The 16,938-nt window shown below is 70.7% G+C and carries 17 protein-coding genes; 2 read left to right on the forward strand and 15 right to left on the reverse strand.

Annotated features, from left to right (window positions below; genetic code table 11):
* A partial coding sequence (locus SSOG_RS09820; protein WP_050799830.1) for an MFS transporter occupies window positions 1–1,002 on the reverse strand: 1,002 nt, incomplete at its 3' end.
* A 136-nt stretch (window positions 1,003–1,138) separates the two neighbouring features.
* On the opposite strand from SSOG_RS09820, the gene SSOG_RS50260 reads away from it, so the two are divergent.
* On the forward strand, window positions 1,139–2,536 hold the full coding sequence (locus SSOG_RS50260) for an FAD-dependent oxidoreductase (RefSeq protein WP_050799831.1): 1,398 nt from the start codon (window positions 1,139–1,141) through the stop codon (window positions 2,534–2,536).
* Between the two features lie 5 nt (window positions 2,537–2,541).
* Complete coding sequence (locus SSOG_RS09830) at window positions 2,542–4,725, forward strand: MMPL family transporter (RefSeq protein ID WP_050799832.1); 2,184 nt, start codon at window positions 2,542–2,544, stop codon at window positions 4,723–4,725.
* A gap of 64 nt (window positions 4,726–4,789) precedes the next feature.
* On the opposite strand, the gene SSOG_RS09835 is transcribed toward SSOG_RS09830, so the two are convergent.
* The 14 genes from SSOG_RS09835 to SSOG_RS09900 are packed head-to-tail and all read right to left on the reverse strand — an operon-like array spanning window position 4,790 to window position 16,936.
* On the reverse strand, window positions 4,790–5,317 hold the full coding sequence (locus tag SSOG_RS09835; RefSeq protein ID WP_009714065.1) for a PPOX class F420-dependent oxidoreductase: 528 nt from the start codon (window positions 5,315–5,317) through the stop codon (window positions 4,790–4,792).
* Between the two features lie 38 nt (window positions 5,318–5,355).
* Window positions 5,356–6,342: an NADPH:quinone reductase gene (locus tag SSOG_RS09840; protein ID WP_009714066.1), complete on the reverse strand. Its 987-nt coding sequence runs from the start codon at window positions 6,340–6,342 to the stop codon at window positions 5,356–5,358.
* Window positions 6,343–6,367: 25 nt separating this feature from the next.
* On the reverse strand, window positions 6,368–7,330 hold the full coding sequence (locus SSOG_RS09845; protein WP_050799833.1) for a UbiA family prenyltransferase: 963 nt from the start codon (window positions 7,328–7,330) through the stop codon (window positions 6,368–6,370).
* A gap of 12 nt (window positions 7,331–7,342) precedes the next feature.
* The gene (locus tag SSOG_RS09850; RefSeq protein ID WP_009714068.1) at window positions 7,343–8,887 is read right to left on the reverse strand and encodes a class I adenylate-forming enzyme family protein; all 1,545 of its coding nucleotides are present in this window, start codon (window positions 8,885–8,887) and stop codon (window positions 7,343–7,345) included.
* 45 nt (window positions 8,888–8,932) lie between these two features.
* Complete coding sequence (locus SSOG_RS09855) at window positions 8,933–9,610, reverse strand: methyltransferase (protein WP_009714069.1); 678 nt, start codon at window positions 9,608–9,610, stop codon at window positions 8,933–8,935.
* Window positions 9,611–11,110, reverse strand: a complete 1,500-nt coding sequence (locus SSOG_RS09860; protein ID WP_009714070.1) for a flavin-containing monooxygenase — start codon at window positions 11,108–11,110, stop codon at window positions 9,611–9,613. It abuts the gene before it with no gap.
* Window positions 11,111–11,131: 21 nt separating this feature from the next.
* Window positions 11,132–11,593, reverse strand: a complete 462-nt coding sequence (locus tag SSOG_RS09865) for an SRPBCC family protein (protein ID WP_009714071.1) — start codon at window positions 11,591–11,593, stop codon at window positions 11,132–11,134.
* A gap of 28 nt (window positions 11,594–11,621) precedes the next feature.
* Entirely contained in the window at window positions 11,622–12,401 is a 780-nt protein-coding gene (locus SSOG_RS09870; protein WP_050799834.1) for a maleylpyruvate isomerase family mycothiol-dependent enzyme, read from the reverse strand.
* A complete protein-coding gene (locus SSOG_RS09875; RefSeq protein WP_039937063.1) occupies window positions 12,398–12,619 on the reverse strand; it encodes a PEP-utilizing enzyme in 222 nt (73 codons plus the stop codon). The genes SSOG_RS09870 and SSOG_RS09875 overlap by 4 nt, the downstream gene beginning before the upstream one ends.
* Window positions 12,577–13,482, reverse strand: a complete 906-nt coding sequence (locus SSOG_RS50955) for a PEP/pyruvate-binding domain-containing protein (protein ID WP_154685916.1) — start codon at window positions 13,480–13,482, stop codon at window positions 12,577–12,579. The genes SSOG_RS09875 and SSOG_RS50955 overlap by 43 nt, the downstream gene beginning before the upstream one ends.
* Window positions 13,483–13,499: 17 nt before the next feature.
* Complete coding sequence (locus SSOG_RS50960) at window positions 13,500–14,156, reverse strand: hypothetical protein (RefSeq protein WP_009714073.1); 657 nt, start codon at window positions 14,154–14,156, stop codon at window positions 13,500–13,502.
* Window positions 14,153–14,437 (reverse strand): acyl carrier protein, encoded by a 285-nt coding sequence (locus SSOG_RS09890; protein WP_009714074.1) that lies wholly within the window; start codon window positions 14,435–14,437, stop codon window positions 14,153–14,155. Before SSOG_RS09890 ends, SSOG_RS50960 begins: the two co-directional genes overlap by 4 nt.
* Complete coding sequence (locus SSOG_RS09895) at window positions 14,424–15,956, reverse strand: PEP-utilizing enzyme (RefSeq protein ID WP_009714075.1); 1,533 nt, start codon at window positions 15,954–15,956, stop codon at window positions 14,424–14,426. Before SSOG_RS09895 ends, SSOG_RS09890 begins: the two co-directional genes overlap by 14 nt.
* Window positions 15,953–16,936: an SDR family oxidoreductase gene (locus SSOG_RS09900; protein WP_167542482.1), complete on the reverse strand. Its 984-nt coding sequence runs from the start codon at window positions 16,934–16,936 to the stop codon at window positions 15,953–15,955. Before SSOG_RS09900 ends, SSOG_RS09895 begins: the two co-directional genes overlap by 4 nt.
* Window positions 16,937–16,938: the final 2 nt, after the last annotated feature.

A 16,938-nucleotide genomic window follows, 5' to 3' on the forward strand; every position in this document is an offset into this window, starting at 1 on the left:
GAAGCCGATGGACCCGGCCAGCAGCGCGGGCTTGCGGCCGACGCGGTCGGAGAGCCGTCCGACGAAGGTGATGGACGCCATGAGCACCAGCATCACGATGATGATCGAGACGAGGGCCTTGGTCTCGCTGTAGTGGAGCGTGGACGAGAGGTACGTCGGCATGTACGACAGCAGCATGTAGTCGGTGATGTTGTACGCGGCGACCAGCGCCATGCACAGCACCATCGCGCGCCACTGGGTCCGGAACACCTGCCAGAACGGCAGCGTCGTGCGCTCGTGCGCCGCGGACGCCTCTTCCTCCAGCTTCTGGAAGGCGGGGGTCTCGTCCAGCTTCAGCCGCAGGTACAGACCGACGAGTCCGATGGGCGCGGCGGCCAGGAACGGGATGCGCCAGCCCCAGGACATCATCGTGTCGTCGGAGAGCGTCACGGTCAGGATGGTGACCAGTCCGGCCGCGGCGGTGTAGCCGATGAGGGTGCCGAATTCGAGGAAACTGCCGAAGAAACCGCGCCGCTTGTCGGGGGCGTATTCGGCGATGAACGTGGACGCGCCGCCGTATTCACCACCGGTGGAGAATCCCTGCAACATGCGGAACAGGATGAGGAGCGCGGGCGAGGCGTAGCCGATGGAGTGATAGCCCGGTATGAGGCCGATGGCGAGCGTGCTCGTCGCCATCATGATCATGGTGAAGGACAGCACCTTCTTCCGCCCGATGCGGTCACCGAGCGGCCCGAAAAACATACCTCCCAGCGGCCGTACGAGAAAGGCCACCGCGAACGTCGCGAAGGAGGACAGCACCTGGATCGTGGCGTTCCCACCGGGGAAGAAGACCTTGCCGATGGTGACAGCGAGATAGCTGTAGATCCCGAAGTCGAACCACTCCATGGCGTTCCCGAGCGCGGCCGCCTTGACCGCGCGGTGAACGTCCTTCTCCTCGGTGACCGTGATGTCAGTGCGCCGCAGAGGAGGGTTCTTGCGCCGCTTGATGGCGCGGTGGAGCATGGGGTGCCGGACTGCGGCGGGGGCATCGGAATCGGTCAGGGCAGGCACAGCTATTTTCTCTCTCTTCGTCAGACGGATTCGTGCACCTACCCAGCGGTTCCTGGTTGATGCATATAACCGGTCTGGAGGTCTCGTGATGGAGTCAGCCGCCCGTGTGTTCGCCCGGCTCAGTACGGACGAGCCGATCGCCAAAACCGAGGTCCTGATGGGCAAGGCCGTGGTGCTCGGCGGGAGCATGGCCGGAATGCTGGCGGCGCGCGTGCTGTCCGACCACGCCGAAAGCGTGGTGATCGTGGAGCGGGACGCGTTACCCGCCACCGCCGCCCCGCGCCCTGGCACCCCGCACGACGGGCAGTTGCACACCCTGATGCACGGCGGCCGGATGCAGCTGCGGCGGCTGTTCCCCGGCTTCGAGGACGAGGCGGAGGCGGGCGGCGCGCTCATCTCGTCGCCATACACCATCCGGGCCTACGCCGACGGCGTCCCGAAGGTGAGCGACGGCACGATGGGGCTGATATCCAGCAGCCGCCCGTTCCTGGAGTCGCTGGTGCGGCGGCGCACCCTGGCCCTGCCCAATGTGAAGGTCCTCACCTGCCGCGCCCGGGGCCTGGAGTTCCGCGCGGGACGGGTCAGCGGGGTGCGCTGCGGCGGGTCGGGCGAGGACGAATGGGTCGAGGAAGCGGACTTCGTCGTCGACGCCATGGGCCGGGCCAGCAAGCTCGGCGACTGGCTGGAGAAGAACGGCTGGCAGCGGCCCGCGATGCGGCGGATGGCCATCAACATCGACTACGCCACCGGCTACTTCCGGCGCACCGAGGCCGACCCGGAGCTGGCCGCGGCCATCGCCTACCGGACCCCGACCGCGACCCCGCCGCGGGTGGCGAGCGGCGCGATCACCGCCATCGAGGACGACCGCTGGCTGATCACCCTGGCCAACTACGGCAAGCAGCCGCCGATCCGGGACGTGGCGGAGTTCCGGAAGCTGTGCGGCGAGCTGCCGCCGGTGTACCGCGAGGCGGTCGCGGGCGATCAGCTCGGCGAGATCCTCCCCTACCACCAGGCCGACAGCCGCCGCCGGGACTTCCATCTCCTCACCCGGTTCCCCGCCCGGCTGATCAGCGTCGGGGACGCGGTCGCCTCGTTCAACCCGATCTACGGGCAGGGCATGTCCTCGGCCACCCTGCACGCCTCGGCCCTGTCGGAGTATCTGCGCTCCCGGCCGGACCTCGACGCCCCCGCCCGGCGTTTCTTCGCCCTCCAGCGCGTCGTGGTGGACGCCGCCTGGCAGATCTCCACCGCGGCCGATCTCGCCCGGCCCGATGTGACGGGCCCCTATCCGCGCGGCTACCGCCTCAGCAAATGGTTCGCCGAGCAGATCGCCGACGCCTCGGTGACGGACCGGTCCGTCGCCGTGCGGTTCAACTCGGTGACGTACATGCGCACCCACCCCCGTTCCCTGGCCGCACCGTCCACGCTGCTGCGCGCCCTGCGGGTCAACCGCTCGCAGGGGAAGCCGCAGCGCGAGAAGGGTTAGCCCAATTGTTCGTCTCACTGGCCCGGTTCACCTGCCGCCGCAGCAAACTGGTGCTGTATCTGTCCGGAGTGCTGCTCGTCGTGGCGGGCGCGCTGGGCGGCGGAGTGATCAAGGAGCTGTCCGCCGGAGGGTTTGTCGACAACTCGACGGAATCGGCGAAGACCGCGCAGGTCATGGACGACAGATTCCGGGCGGGCGCCCCGGACCTCGTCCTGCTCATATCCGACGAACGGGGCGTGGACTCCCCCGCCGTGGCCGCCGCCGGGGCCCGGCTCACCGAACGCGTCGCCGATGAGCCCGGGGTCGAGCAGGCCGCGTCGTACTGGTCGCTGGGCAAGGCCGCGCCGCTGCGCGCCGAGGACGGCCGCCAGGCGCTGCTGATGGCCCGGATCTCCGGCGACGAGGACCAGGTCCAGAACACCTTCAAGCGGCTGGAGAGCCACTACGAGCACCGGGCCGAGGGGCTGGACATCCGGGTGGGCGGCAACGCCCTCGCCGACAAGGAGATGTCCGAGACCACCGAGAAGGACCTCATCAAGATCGAGGCGGTGACCTTCCCGGTCCTGCTGGTGGTGATGCTGTTCGTGTTCCGCAGCGTGGTCGCCGCCCTGGTGCCGCTGATGGTCAGCGGGCTGACCATCCTGTCGGTGCTGCTGGTCATCCGCGTCCTGACCCTGTTCACCGAGGTCTCCGCGCTCGCCAGCAACGTCACTACCGGCCTCGGGCTCGGCCTCGCCATCGACTACAGCCTGATCCTCATCAAGCGCTACCGGGAGGAACGGGGCCGGGGAGCGGAGACCGATCAGGCCATCGCCACCACGCTGCGCACCGCGGGCCGCACCGTGCTGTTCTCCGCGGTGACGGTGACCCTGGCCCTCGGGGCGCTGCTGGTGTTCCCGTTCTACTTCCTGCGCTCGTTCGCGTACGCCGGGATCCCGACCGCCCTGCTCGCCGCGTTCGTCTCGCTCACCTTCCTGCCCGCGCTGCTGAAGGTGCTGGACCACCGCATCGAGAAGGGGCGCGTCCTGCGCCGCCGCACGCCGAAGGCCGAAGACGGCTCCGGGGAGGGCTTCTGGCACCGGCTGGCCACCGGGGTGATGCGGTTCCCGCTGCCCGTCGCGGGCGCCGTCACCGCGCTTCTGCTGCTGCTCGGCGCGCCCTTCCTCGATCTGCGGCTGAGTCTGCCGGACGAGCGGGTGCTGCCCGCCGAGAGCCAGGCCCGGCAGGTCGGAAGCGACATCCGGGACGACTTCCGGGCCCAGGAGACCCAGGCGCTCAACGTGGTCCTCGACCGTACGCCCGGGCCGGGCGACCGGAACGTGGCCCCGTACGCCGAGCGGCTGTCGAAGCTCGGCGATGTGTCACGGGTGGACAGCGAGGCCGGGACGTTCGCCGACGGACGGCTGGTGCAGCGGCCGACGGACCTCTCGAAGCGCTTCGGCTCCGGCCACAGCACCTATCTGTCCGTCGTGCCGAGCCACCAGTCGCTCTCGGAGGAGGGCCGCGCGCTGGTCCAGGACATCAGAGACCTCCGGGCGCCCTACCCCGTCCAGGTGGGCGGGCCCGCGGCGGAGCTGACCGACTCCATCGACTCGATGAACGCCCGGCTGCCGCTGGCGCTCGCGGTGATCGCCGCCAGCTCCTTCACCGTGCTGTTCCTCTTCACCGGCTCCCTGCTGCTGCCCCTCAAGGCGCTGATCCTCAACTGCCTGAGCCTGAGCGCCACCCTGGGCGTGCTGGTGTGGGGGTTCCAGGACGGCCATCTGGAGGGGATCGTGGGCGACTTCGTGGTCACGGACTCGATCACCTGGACCGTGCCGGTGCTGCTGTTCTGCATCGCGTTCGGGCTGTCGATGGACTACGAGGTGTTCCTGCTGTCCCGGATCAAGGAGGAGTACGACAGAACCGGGGACAACGTGGCGTCGGTCGCCCGCGGCCTGGAGCGCACCGGTTCGATGATCACGGCCGCCGCGGTGCTGATCGCCATCGTGTTCCTGGGCTTCCTGATCTCCGGCATCGTCTATCTCAAGGCCATCGGGATCGGTCTGGCGATCGCGGTGCTGATGGACGCCACGCTGGTACGGGGCACCCTGGTACCGGCGTTCATGCGGCTGGTCGGCAAGGGCAACTGGTGGGCGCCGAAGCCGCTGCGGGCGCTGCACGCCAAGGTGGGCCTGCGGGAGAAGTGACCCACAAAGGCGCCGGGCGCGTCCGGGGAGGTCCCGGACGCGCCCGGCGTCGTGTTGTCGGTGGCTAGTCGCGGGCGCGCTGCGCTTCCCCGCGTTCGGCTTCGGCCTTCAGCAGGGCGTTCGGGGTGATCTCGATGTACGCGGCCTCCTCGTACACCGTGGCCACCGTGCGGTCGTAGAGCTTCCGGCCCTTGCCGTACGAGTCCACGATGATCCGCGCGGCGCGCGGCTTCTCCTCGTCCGGCAGGATGCGCGCGGTGCACGGGATGACGGCGCCCTTGGGCTTGCCGCGGATGTTGGACGGCGCGAACAGCACCTGGTCGTTGTTCCGCATCCGGCGCACCTTCCAGGAGTCGCAGCCGGTGCGCAGATAGGCCCGGCCGTTCTTGACGCCGAACCACATCGCCGACGGGACGGCGTCGCCGCTGCGCTTGTAGGTGACCAGCAGGGCGAACCGGCGGCGCCTGAACTGCCGCAGGTCACCGGGGCCGCCCGGGGTCGCCGTGACATGCCAGGTCACCGGGTCCCGCCAGGAGTCGTACATCCGCAGAAATCGCTGTTCCCACCATTCCTTGCTGAGCAGACGCGGCACGTACGGCCTTCCTTTCTCTTCCGGTCAGGGAATCCCGGTCAGGGGATCAGCACGATGCGGCCCGGGCCACCGGCACCGCCCTCGCGGCCCTCGAGCAGGCGGTGGGCGCGCGCCGCCTCCGTCAGCGGAAGCTCGGCACGCACCCTGCCGCGCAGCCGGCCGCCGGCCAGCTCGCGGTTGATGGTCCCGGCGGCGTCCGCGAGGTCCGCTGCCGAGGCGTTGCTGATGACGAAGCCGTGGAGGCTGATGTCGCGGGTGTAGACGGCGCCGACGGGCAGCACGGCGCGCGTGCCCATCCCGGCCATCAGGACGACGCGGCCGCCCCGGGCGAGCAGCGGGATCGTCGTCTCGAAGTCATGGCGCCCGGAGCAGTCCCACGCCACGTCGACCCCGTCCGGGGCGAGGCGGCGGACCGCGGCGGGGGTCTCGGGGTCGGCACGGTCGAGGACCTGGTCCGCCCCGCAGGTACGGCACCACTCGGCGTTCTCGGCGCGGTCGACGGCGATGACGCGCGCCCCGGCCGCGGTCGCGAGCTGGACCACGGCGCTGCCCACGCCGCCGCCCGCGCCCTCGACGAGGACCGTCTCCCCCGGCCGGAGGCGGGCCTCCCGGAACAGGCCGAGGTGCGCGGTCCCGGCGGTGTGCAGCACGGCCACCGCCGCGACCGGGTCGACCCCGGCGGGCAGGGAAAAGAGCCGGTCCACGGGCACGGCCGCGTACTCGGCGAAGGAGCCCTGTCTGCCGTCGTGGCCCAGGCTGTTGCACCACACCCTCTCGCCGCGGGCGAAGGCTCCGGCGGGGGTCTCGACGGTGCCCACCAGATCCCGCCCGATGACGAACGGTAAGGGCACCTCGGTGGCGTACGCCCCGGAGCGGACGAAGGTGTCCACGTGGTTGGCCGCCACCGCCTCGACCCGGACGAGCGCCTCGTCCGGGCCGGGTACCGGACGGGGCAGCGGCCCGGTCCGGATGTCATCGGCACCGCCGAGGGCGGTGATGTAGGCCGCCGTCATATCGCCGTTCACTGCACTGCGCTCCCCTTGCCGACCGTCATGCGAGAACGAAGGCGAGCGCCAGTCCCAGACATCCCAGATCGACCGAGCTGAGCCCGATGAAACGCGCCTTTCGCCACTCTTCCTTTCCGGCACCGTAATAGAGCTGCACGGCGTGGAGCACGACGACGGGCACGACGGTCAGCCCGAGGAGTGGATCGAATCGCGTCGTGGTGAACAGCAGGGTCAAAAGGGTGACGCTGGCGGCGAAGAGCAGGGTGAGGAATACCTTGAACCCCTTGGAGGGAAGGAGGACCGCCATGGTGTAGCGGTTCACCTCGGCGTCGCCTTCTTTGTCGGACGCGTTCCCGTAGGACACGATCAGCAGGAACCACAGGCCGACCAGGGCGCTGGCGATCAGGGATTCGGTGCTGACTTTGCCCGCGATCAGCCAGTACGGCACCAGACCGATACAGCCGATGACATAGAAGATGGTGACTTCGAGGCCGCCGGGCAGATAGCTGAGTTTCAGTCCCATCGAATACTGCACCGAGGCGATCTGCCCCACGAGCATCACCAGGACGGCGGCCGGCGGAGCCGTGCCGTCCAGGCTGGCCACGGCCCCGAGCCCGGCGGCGATCGCGATCACCCACATCGCGATCCCGAACCGGACCGCCTCGCGATCCGTCAGCACCCCGGTGAGCAGCGGCTTCTTGGCCACGGTGGAGGCGGGGCGGCCCGCGTAGTTGCGGGCGTCGCTGCCGTCCCTGAACCCGCCGAGGTCATCGGCGGCGCCCCCGCTCCACTGGGTGGCGCACACCATGAGCAGGGTCAGGGCGAGCGCGGCCGCGGTGTCACCGCCGACCCGGCCGTCGAGGCGCAGCAGGAGCAGGGCGAGGATCCAGCCGTAGGCGTGGTGGTAGATCCGGACCTTGCCGAGTTGGACGTACCCGATGAGCTTGGTGCCGAGCGGTATCTTCGTCGCGTCGGGCGTCGTGCCGGACGCGCTGGTTGCGGTCATGGACACGCTCCCTCAGACGCTTATGGAAAGGCGCTGTTCGGCCAGCGATTTCTTCAGCTGCTCCCGCTTGATCTTTCCGGTGACGGTCCGGGGGAACTCGCTGTCGGGGATGATGACGGGCTCGGCCATGGCGGCGAGACGGCGGGACGCGGATTCCCATGCCTTGCGCCGGAATTCGGTGCCGGGCCGCAGGGACAGGACGGGCTGGAGGGTGCCGTCCTTTTCCAGGACGACGAGTTCCAGGAACTCGGGGAACTTCTCCAGCAGGATGTCCTCGATGCCGATGCCGCTGATGGCGCCGGAGACCTTGTCGACCTGGCGGTCGATCAGGGTGATGCGTCCGATGCGCGATTTGGTGCCCCAGTCGCCGGTGTCCCACCAGCGTTTGTCGGGGTAGTCCTTGGAGGTCAGATCGGGCCGGTTGATGTATCCCGAGAACACGCCCGGGGTGTTGACGACCATGCGCCCGGGGGTGCCGGACGGTACGGGCCGCCCCGAGTCGTCGACGATGCGGACCCGGCAGAACGGGAAGCGGGGCCCGGCCGGGTGGCCGCGCAGCAGCTTGGCGCGGCGCAGTCGGCGCAGGGCGCGCAGCGGCTTCTGGGTGCCCTTGAGGTGGCTGCGGATGGCGACGGGCCCGGTCTCGTTCTGCCCGTAGACCTCGACGCAGACGGCGAAGCGGTGGTCCGAGCCCTTCAGCAGGGCGCTGACCGTGTCCGGGTGGATGACGTCGAATCCGGCGCCGAAGAAGCGGATCGAGCGGAACGCGCCGCCGGGCGCGAGGTGCTGCCAGGCGCGGAAGGTGTTGGGGTGGGTCTCCAGATAGGTGGGGCGGTGCCGCTTGAGCATCCGGTCCACGTTGTCCGGGGAGTCGTCCTCCAGGAGCAGCAGCGGCGCCTTGCGCATGAGGGCGGCGAGGATGCCGACCACGGTCCGGCCGTGCACGGGTGAGATGGCGAGGGCGAGATGGCCGTCCAGCCGGGACAGCCAGTGGATGACGGCCTGGACGCGGGCGTTGAACTGGATGCTGGCGCTGGAGCATTCGGCCAGCTTGGGGGTGCCGGTGGTGCCGGAGGTGTGGACGACGACGTACGCGGCGTCGGAGGCGACCTCGCGGGGCCGGGATATCCGCTTGTGGTCGGGGAGTTCGGCGGCGATGTCGCGCCAGTCGATGAAAGTGCCGATGTCCGGGAAGGTCTTCTCGCTTGTCCCGAGCCGGGCGTCGGTGGAGATGACGGCGGTGATGCCGGAGACGTTCTCCACCATGGAGGCGACGACCGGTCCTGAGAGGGTCGGGCTCATCAGGATGGGCACGGCGTCGAGGGCGGTGATGGCCGCGTACGCGACGATGATGTCGGTCGGGGACTCCAGCCAGACGACGCATCGCCGTCCCGGCTCGATACCGTGGGACCGCAGGGCGGTCGCGCCGCGCGCGGCGGCGTCGGCGACATCGCCCGGCCGTACCTTCTCGTCCTCGGCCGTGACGGCGATGGGCTGGTGGTCGACGATCCAGGGCTCGGCGTCACTGGGCAGACTCAGCAGCTTGTCGAAGATCAAGAGTGGGCCTCTTCTCGGAATGTGCCGTGTTTCCGGATGACCGGGTTATCGCGTGACGAGTTCCAGCAGTTCGTAGACCACGGGGCCTTCCGGCTCGTCCACGGTGGTGGAGTCGAGGGTGATCAGCCGCTGTTCATCGGCCGCCGCCAGCTCGTCCAGTTCGGGGCGCCCGGCCCGGCTGCTGAGGGCGATCAGCACCCGGCCCCCGGGCGCGAGGTGATTCCTCGCCTCGCGGAAATACCGCCTGTGCGCCTCGTATCCGGGGTCGACATAGGCCAGCTCATGAGCGGTCAAATCGAGTTCCGGCGGGGCCCACACATTGTTGGAATGCCAGTAGACCACGTCGAAAGCGGGTGCGTCGTGGAGCGCGTCGAACAGATCGCTGTGGACGGCGGTGACCCGGTCCGCGACGCCGAAGCGCTCGGCGTTGAGTTCGGTGTTCTTGACCGCCGCCGGATTGAGATCCGTGGCGTATACGGCGCGGCAGCCGGCGAGAGCGGCTTCGACGGCGATCAGTCCGATGCCGGAGCCGATTTCGAGGAAGGTGCCGCCGACCGGGAATTCCAGCAGGGACAGATGGGCCAGGCTGGACTTCGAATGCGCCGGGGAGAACACGTCCGGCAGCAGGGTCCATTCCTTGCCGCTCAGCTCGATGTCCGTCTGCTGCCGTACTTCGGCCCGGCTCGCCTCGCTCCGGCTCAAGGGCTGGGTGTAGTCGTACATTCAGCGCTCCGCAGGGGTCGTCGCGTAGTTCTCGATGTCGAAGCGGGCCAGGCCGTTGCGCAGCCTTTTGGTGGACCATGGCCAGGTGACGAAGTTCTTGCCCTTTTCGTCGAGATAGACGCTGCTGCATCCGCCGGTGTTGTAGACGGTCGAGGCGAGGCCGCGCTGCACCTCGTCGTTGAACGAGCGGAACGGCTCGGGCCGGATCTCCAGGGCGTCGATGCCCCGGGCGCGTGCGGTGCGTATCGCGTCCACGACGTAGTCGAGCTGGGCTTCGGCGAGGGCGAGCAGCGAGTTGTACATCACGATGTTCGGGCCGAGCAGCAGATAGGCGTTGGGCAGGGCGGGCAGGGTGGTGGCCCGGTATGCCTCCGGGCTCTTCGACTTCCAGGTCTCGGAGAGCAATTGGCCGTCCCGCCCCCGGATGCGTTCGGCGATCGGCGGATGGCGCATCTCGAAGCCGGAGCCGAAGACGACGACGTCCACCTCCACCCGCTCGCCGTTCGCCGCGATCAGCTCGCTGCCGTCCGCCCCGGCGAGGGCGTGCGGCACGAGCCGGGCGTTGGGCCGGGTCAGGGCCGGGAGGTAGGTGTTCGACAGCAGCAGCCGCTTGCAGCCGACGGTGAAGTCCGGGGTCAGCTGGGCGCGCAGTTCGGGGTCGGGTACCTGGCGCCGCAGGAGCCCCTTGCCGACCGGGGTGAGCAGCCGGGCGGAGCTTCGGCGGCGCATGACCAGGGCCAGTGCCTTCAGGAAGCCGTCGCTGACGCCGCGGAACAGCCGCTGGGTGACGGGGACGTGCCGGAAGAGCCGCCGGACGGGCCTCGGGACCCGGAAGTCGAGCCGGGGTATCACCCAGGCGGCGGTGCGCTGGAAGACGTACAGCTCGCGCACCTGCGGCTGGATCTCCGGCACGAGCTGGATGGCCGAGCAGCCGGTGCCGATGACGGCGACCCGCTTGCCGGTGAGGTCCACGTCATGGTTCCAGCGGGCCGAGTGGAACGTGTCGCCGGGGAATCCGTCCAGCCCGGGCAGGGACGGGGTGGTCGGCTCGTGGAGCAGACCGGAGGCGAAGATGACGTGCTGGGCGACGAAGCGCCCCCGGCTGGTGTCGAGGACCCATCGGCGGCGGTCCCCGGACCAGGCGGCCTCCAGCAGTTCGGTGCCGAAGCGCAGCGCCGGGGCGATGCGGAACTTCTCCACCGTGTCCTCGATGTACGACAGCAGCTCGGGCTGGCCGACGAAATTCCTGCTCCAGCCCGGGTTGGGGTGGAAGGAGAAGGAATAGATCGACGAGGGGATGTCGACGGCGCACCCCGGATAGGTGTTCTCCCGCCAGGTCCCGCCGACCCGGTCGGCCTTCTCCAGCACCAGGAAGTCGGTGATGCCGCCGCGCCGCAGTTTGACCGCGGCGGCGATCCCCGATAATCCCGCGCCGATCACGATGACATGCGCGTGCTGTTCCCCGGCCGGGGCCGGGGTGTCGTCCGCCGATATAGCCATGGGTTTCCCCCTGTCGCGTCACTACGCGCGTTCCAGGATCTCCTTGCTCAGCCGCAGTTCCCGCTCCACCGACACGGGGATGGTGCGCCGCAGAACCGGGTCGAGCATCCAGCGGGTGAGCGGGTTGAACTGAAAGGAAATCATGCGGGTGGCCCGGATGCCGCCGTCCACCGGCACACAGGAGAACCGGGCGCTGAATTCGGCCATCCGGTGATTGAACTTGTTCAGCGGCAAGGGCGCCAGCCGGATGTCGATGCACGAGCCCGGCGTGAGCCGCATCTGGGCGATGGCTTTCGGTTCCGGAAGCTTCAGCCCGGGCAGCTTGGGCTGGAACTTGAACTCGGTGAGATTTCCGTTCCTGCGCACCCAGGAGATCGGTCCGACCTTGTCATCGACTTCGACGTAGCGTTCGATGTCCATCACGAAGTCGAGGAAGGCTTCCGGTGTACAGGCGATTGTCTGTTCTTTCTCCACCTTGACCATGACGTCACACTACCGTCCTGCCTCGCTTTCACAGATACGCCCGCGCATGCAGCAGCGCGAGTTCGGCGAGTTCGCCTTCGGCCGTCAGCTCCCCTGTCGCGGAACCCCGGGTGCGCCGGGTCGCGACCCGGCACCAGGCCAGCAGCGGGCCGTGCAGCACATCGGTCGCGTCGTCGGGTCCGACGGTGTGGCCGGTACCGTCGTACGCCGTCAGCTCCAGCCGCAGGGAGCGGTCCGCGGGCGGGCGCACCCGGGCCCGGCCCAGGGCGTACCGCAGGGTGGCGTGGCCGAGTGCGGCGATGTGGCGCAGCCGGGGCGTCTCGGCCACCGGCAGCCCCAGCGCGTCCCGGATGTCCAGGCCGTGCGCCCAGTGCTCCATGAGCCGGGCGGTGGCGAACACCTCGGTGGTCATGCCGAAGCCCCAGGCCACGCGGTCGCCGGGGGCGCGTGCGGCCAGCAGCCGGCGGGTCTCCGTACCGGCCTTGTCCCACCAGGCGGTCAGGTCGCCGGGCGAGAGCCCGTCGCCCCGGCGGCATCCGGCGGCGGTGAAGTCCTCGGCGGTCGGATACGCGGGGACGGCCTCGGCGAACGCGCGCGGGCCGCCCGTCAGGGTGTCGCGGGCGACCTCCTCGGTGTCGGCCAGATGGGACACCTGGTCGGCCACGGTCCAGCCGTCCGCCGCCGAGTCACGGGCCCAGTCGGCGTCGGTGAGGGACCGCACCAGGGCGCCGAACTCCCGCTGCTCGTCGGCGAGATCGGCCAGCTCCCCGCGCACCGGGGCAGTCGCGGGCTGGCGTACCGGGGTCACAGGATCGCCACCGTTCCCGCCGAGCCGTCCACCGCGACCGGGCCGCCCGCGGCCAGCCGCTCCAGCGCCGCCGCGCCGACCCCGGTCACACAGGGCACCCCGAGTTCGCGGGCGACGATGGCGGCGTGGCACAGCATCCCGCCCTCGGCGGTGACCAGGGCGGCGGCCTCCGCCATCAGCGGGACCCAGTCCGGGTCGGTCTGCTCGGCGAGCAGCACCGCGCCCGGCTCCCAGCGGGGGTCGTCGATGTCGCGCAGCCGCAGCGCCCGGGCGGTGGCCGCCCCGGCGGAGTCCGCGGGGTTGTGGACGACCTTCCCGTCCGTCCCATCCGTCTCGTGGCGTTTCGGCGGCGGACCGCGGCGACTCCCCCAGCGCGGTGGTCATCGGCTTGGAACTGAAGCCACACCAGACCGTCTTCGAGCAGGGCGAATTCCAGATCGGCGGGGATGCCGAGCGCGTTCTGCACCGCGACGCACGCCGCGCCGACCGGCAGCCCGCCGCTGGTCAGCGGCTCCGGCTCCGATCCCCCGGCGGGCCCCTCGGGCGTCCACTCCTCCCAGGCGGGGGTGACGGCGCCGGAGACCAGGGCGTCACCGCTGCCGTGCGCCCACTCCAGCCGCCCCCTGCCGGGGCCGCGGCCCAGCCACAGCCCGCTGCGCACCGGGGTGCGGAAGGGCTGGAGCAGCACCGCCATGCCGACGTCGAGCACCGGTCCGGACGCGGTGCGCTCCCGGTAGGCGGCGACCCGGCCGCTGCGCGCGGAGTCCCGTACGGCGGCGATGGCGGTGGCCAAGTCGTGTGCGGGGACGTCGAGTTCGCTGCGGAACATGCCCGCGTAGCTGAGCGCCGCCCCGTCCTCGACCGTGGCCGAGCTGCGCACCGCCCAGCGCGGGGCGACCGCCGCGAGCCGGGCGAGGTCGTCGGTGGCGGGCTCGGCACCGACCGGCACCACCCAGGTGTCGGGGATGGTCGCCCCGGCGCGCAGCAGCGCGGCGAGCCCGACGGCCTTGCCGCCGACCGCGGTCCGGTCGCCGTCGCCGAGTTCGCCGGTGAGCCGCAAGACCGTGTTCGCACCGGTCACGGGGGTCTCCGCGCCGGTCACCGCGCCGCCCCCGCCCGTTCCTCGGCCTCCCGCTCGATCCCCAGCGAGAGCAGCAGATCGCGGTGCAGCTCCATCCAGACGTCGTGGTACGAGTCGCACATGACGCCGGTGAACGCCTTGTGGTCGCCGTCGCGCAGCCGGTCCAGGGCGCCGGTGAGCCCGTCGGCGTAGCGCCCGAACCGGGGGCGTACGGCGGTGAGTTCGCCGGTCACCTCCACGGCCTCGTCGTGCACGGCGCCGAGTTCGGCCACCCGCGCCTGGTCGTAGGCGGCGTCGGTGTGGTCGTTGGTGGCGCCGTCGCGGAGCTGCCAGCGGGTGCACAGCTCCTTGAACCGGTCGTTCACCGGCAGGAAGCGCTCGTATCCCGGTCGCAGCCGGTCCCGGCCGTCGCCCGCCAGGTCGTCGGCGATCAGCGCGGTGTGCCGCTCGCGGCCCTCGGCCGTGATGCGCCACAGTCCGCGCCGCTCCATATGGGTGGCGTGCCCGTCGGCCCGCAGTTTCTCCAGTTCGGCGAGGACGTCCTCGCGGTCGTGCCCGGACCCCGCCACCAGGGGGTCGGCCGGTGCCATGCCCTTGATGACGAGGGTGTGCAGGACGTCGAACGCGGCGGTGCCGGTGTCGCTTTCGGGAAGCAATGCGTCTCCCGTCGTCATGTCGTGGTGGCGTCGGCGCGCAGTTCGTCGAGGAGTCCGACGAGATCGCCGACCGTCGTGATGGTGGCGGCCTTGGGGTTGTCGACCAGCGCCACGCCGAAGCGTTCCTCCAGGGCCAGCAGGATCTCCAGGGTGGCCAGCGAGTCGATCTCCAGGTCCTGGATGATGCGATCGGTGGGCCGCAGATCCCGCTGGACCCGCTTGACCTGGGCGTAGACCTCCTCCAGGGCGGTCAGGGTCTCGGTGTCCGCGGACGCTCGGGTGGAGTCAGGAAGGGTCAAGGATGTTCACCTCTCCGGTACTGCCGTTGATGGAGACGGCCGTGCCCGCAGGCAGCGAGGCCGCGCCGGGATAGCCCACGACGCACGGAATCCCGTACTCGCGGGAGAGGATCGCGATATGCGACAGATCGCTGCCGCGTTCGCTGAGCACGCCCTCGGCGAAGGGCAGCAGCGGGGCGATGTCCGCGTCGGCGGACGAGCAGACGATGATCGCTGGATCGTCGGGCAGATCGCCCTCGGGCGTCATCACCGTGCCGGTGCCGACGCCGGGCGCCACCCCGCGCAGCCCCTGGGGCGTCCGGCTCAGCCACGGCCGGATCACCCCGTCGTCGCCGGTGAGGTCGAGGTGTTCGGGCATCGGGGTGGCGAGCGCCGCCCGGCAGGCCTCGATCCGCGGCCGGGCCCGCTCGATCAGCGCGGGCCGGGTGGCCAGTTCGGTGAACTCCCGGATCGTCAGATACGGCCACAGGTCGGCGTCGCCGCCCATCGAGGACGCCAGCGCGGGCAGCAGCCGCCGGTAGATGTGCAGGGTGCGCATCGCGAGGGACTTGGAGTGCTCGCGCCCCGCCATCATCTCGCCGACGGCGACCGCCAGCGACCGTACGGTACGGCCGCGCCAGGGCGAGACCATCCCGGCCAGAGCCTCGGCCGGGTCGATCGGCGCCACGGACGCCTCGCCGCTGCCGCCCGCCACCTGCTTGTGCCGCACCGCGTAGTCCTGCCAGGGCGCCTGGTTGTCCGCGACCTCGTAGAAGGAGGAGGCCAGGAAGTCGCCGGGGCCGAACGGGTCCAGGGTGGACGCCGCGGTGTGCAGCCGGTCCCAGACCAGTTCGCGCGGCCGGGTCAGCCAGTGCGCGATCTCCTTGCCGTGCCGCAGCAGCTTGCCGTAGACGCGCCGCTGGAGCGCGGTGACCGGCACCAGTCCTGACGTGGTCAGGATGTGCACCGCCCACGCCTCTTCGAGGACGGGCAGCGCGTCGCGCAGCACCCCGGCCAGCGCGATGGGGCTGTCGGTGGTGGTCGCGGCGCGCAGCCCCCACTCCAGCTCGGCGACCCGCTCCTCCAGGGAGCGCAGCCGCGGCCCTGTGTCGCGCAGTTCGCCCAGCAGCTTGGCGCTGCCCGCGACCTGGCGGACCCGGCCGGAGCGCAGCGCGGTGAGTTCCTCCGGGGAGTCGATGCCCTCGAAGTAGGCGTCGGTGACGTCGCTCGGCTGGAGTCCCGGGATGGAGGCGGACAGATGACAGTAGGCGGCCAGGTTGTGGTAGGGGCGGCAGCCGAAGTAGCCGACGAAGACGTAGTGCCCGCCCTCGGCCCAGGCCGGGCGCCCCCACAGCCGCCGGGCCAGCGCCCGGGTGCCGCGCTCCATCGGGTCGCCCACCAGCGACCAGGACATGGGCGAGAGCCGCTGCGGGGCCACTTCGCCGAAGTTGCCCGCCGAGTAGACGCGGAAGTAGGGGTGCGCGTCGGTGTCGACCGACACCTCTACCGACCGCGGTTGCTCGGTCGCCTGCTCGGTCATACGAGGGCCCTCCTCTCCGTACCGCCGCGCAGCGCCTCACCGGTGGCCCCGAGGTAGTCGGGGTCGGGGGCGGGCCAGGGCTCGGGGATCTCCTTGAGGACGTTCACGTCCAGGTCGAACCACGGCTCGGTGTACTCCGTCAGCTCCTTCGGCGCACCGACCCGTTCGCCGATCAGGCGGGTGAACCGGCCGAGCGGTCCGGCCTCGACGATCTTCGGCACCACGCCCCAGGGGCGGCACACCTCGGTGAACACTTCGCCGAGGGTGGGCATCGCCGGATCGAACCAGGTCCAGGTGGACCGGCCGATGGGTGTGGTGAGCGCCTTCAGCACGATCTGCGCGGCGGAGGTCGCGTCGGTGATCCAGCAGGGGAAGTCCCCGCGCCGGGCCAGGTGCACCGGGTATCCGGCGAGCAGATGCGGGAAGACCATCGGCAGGCCGTGCCGGGTGTCGGGCCGTCCGCCGCGCGGGGCGGGGCCGAGCACCGGGCCGAAGCGGACGACGCCGACGGGCAGTTCGGGGGTGTCCCTGACGAGCCGTTCGGCGCAGTACTTGCCGTACTCGTACCAGTTGCGGAAGCGCTGGCCGGTGTACAGCTCGCGGTTGGTGACGCGGCCCTTGGCGCGGCCGAGCGCCAGCAGCGAGGAGATGTGCACGGCCTGCCGCAGTGCGGGCAGCTCGCGCAGGAAGGCCAGCGCCTGGCGCATCCCGGAGCTGTGGGTCTCCAGCACCTCACCGGGGCCCGAGGTCCAGGACACCGAGCCGAAGCAGAGCACCACATGGGTGGTCTCCTCACGGACCCGGGCCAGATCGGCGGACGACAGGCCGAGGCGCGGCATCCGTACGTCACCGCGGACGCCCTCGCCGACGGCGGTACGGCCGCTGCGGGAGAGCACCCGGACGGTGGCGCCGTCCCGTTCGCACGCCTGCGCCACGGCCGTGCCCAGGAACCCGGAGCCGCCCAGAATCAACACGTTCATGC

Source organism: Streptomyces himastatinicus ATCC 53653 (genome assembly GCF_000158915.1).
Classification (GTDB): domain Bacteria; phylum Actinomycetota; class Actinomycetes; order Streptomycetales; family Streptomycetaceae; genus Streptomyces; species Streptomyces himastatinicus.

Coding starts and splice junctions, on each gene's coding strand:
- SSOG_RS50260 (WP_050799831.1), top strand. CDS start 1,139: ATGGAGTCAGCCGCCCGTGTGTTCGCCCGGCTCAGTACGGACGAGCCG.
- SSOG_RS09845 (WP_050799833.1), bottom strand. CDS start 7,330: ATGACCGCAACCAGCGCGTCCGGCACGACGCCCGACGCGACGAAGATA.
- SSOG_RS09855 (WP_009714069.1), bottom strand. CDS start 9,610: ATGTACGACTACACCCAGCCCTTGAGCCGGAGCGAGGCGAGCCGGGCC.
- SSOG_RS09860 (WP_009714070.1), bottom strand. CDS start 11,110: ATGGCTATATCGGCGGACGACACCCCGGCCCCGGCCGGGGAACAGCAC.
- SSOG_RS09865 (WP_009714071.1), bottom strand. CDS start 11,593: ATGGTCAAGGTGGAGAAAGAACAGACAATCGCCTGTACACCGGAAGCC.
- SSOG_RS50960 (WP_009714073.1), bottom strand. CDS start 14,156: ATGACGACGGGAGACGCATTGCTTCCCGAAAGCGACACCGGCACCGCC.
- SSOG_RS09895 (WP_009714075.1), bottom strand. CDS start 15,956: ATGACCGAGCAGGCGACCGAGCAACCGCGGTCGGTAGAGGTGTCGGTC.
- SSOG_RS09900 (WP_167542482.1), bottom strand. CDS start 16,936: ATGAACGTGTTGATTCTGGGCGGCTCCGGGTTCCTGGGCACGGCCGTG.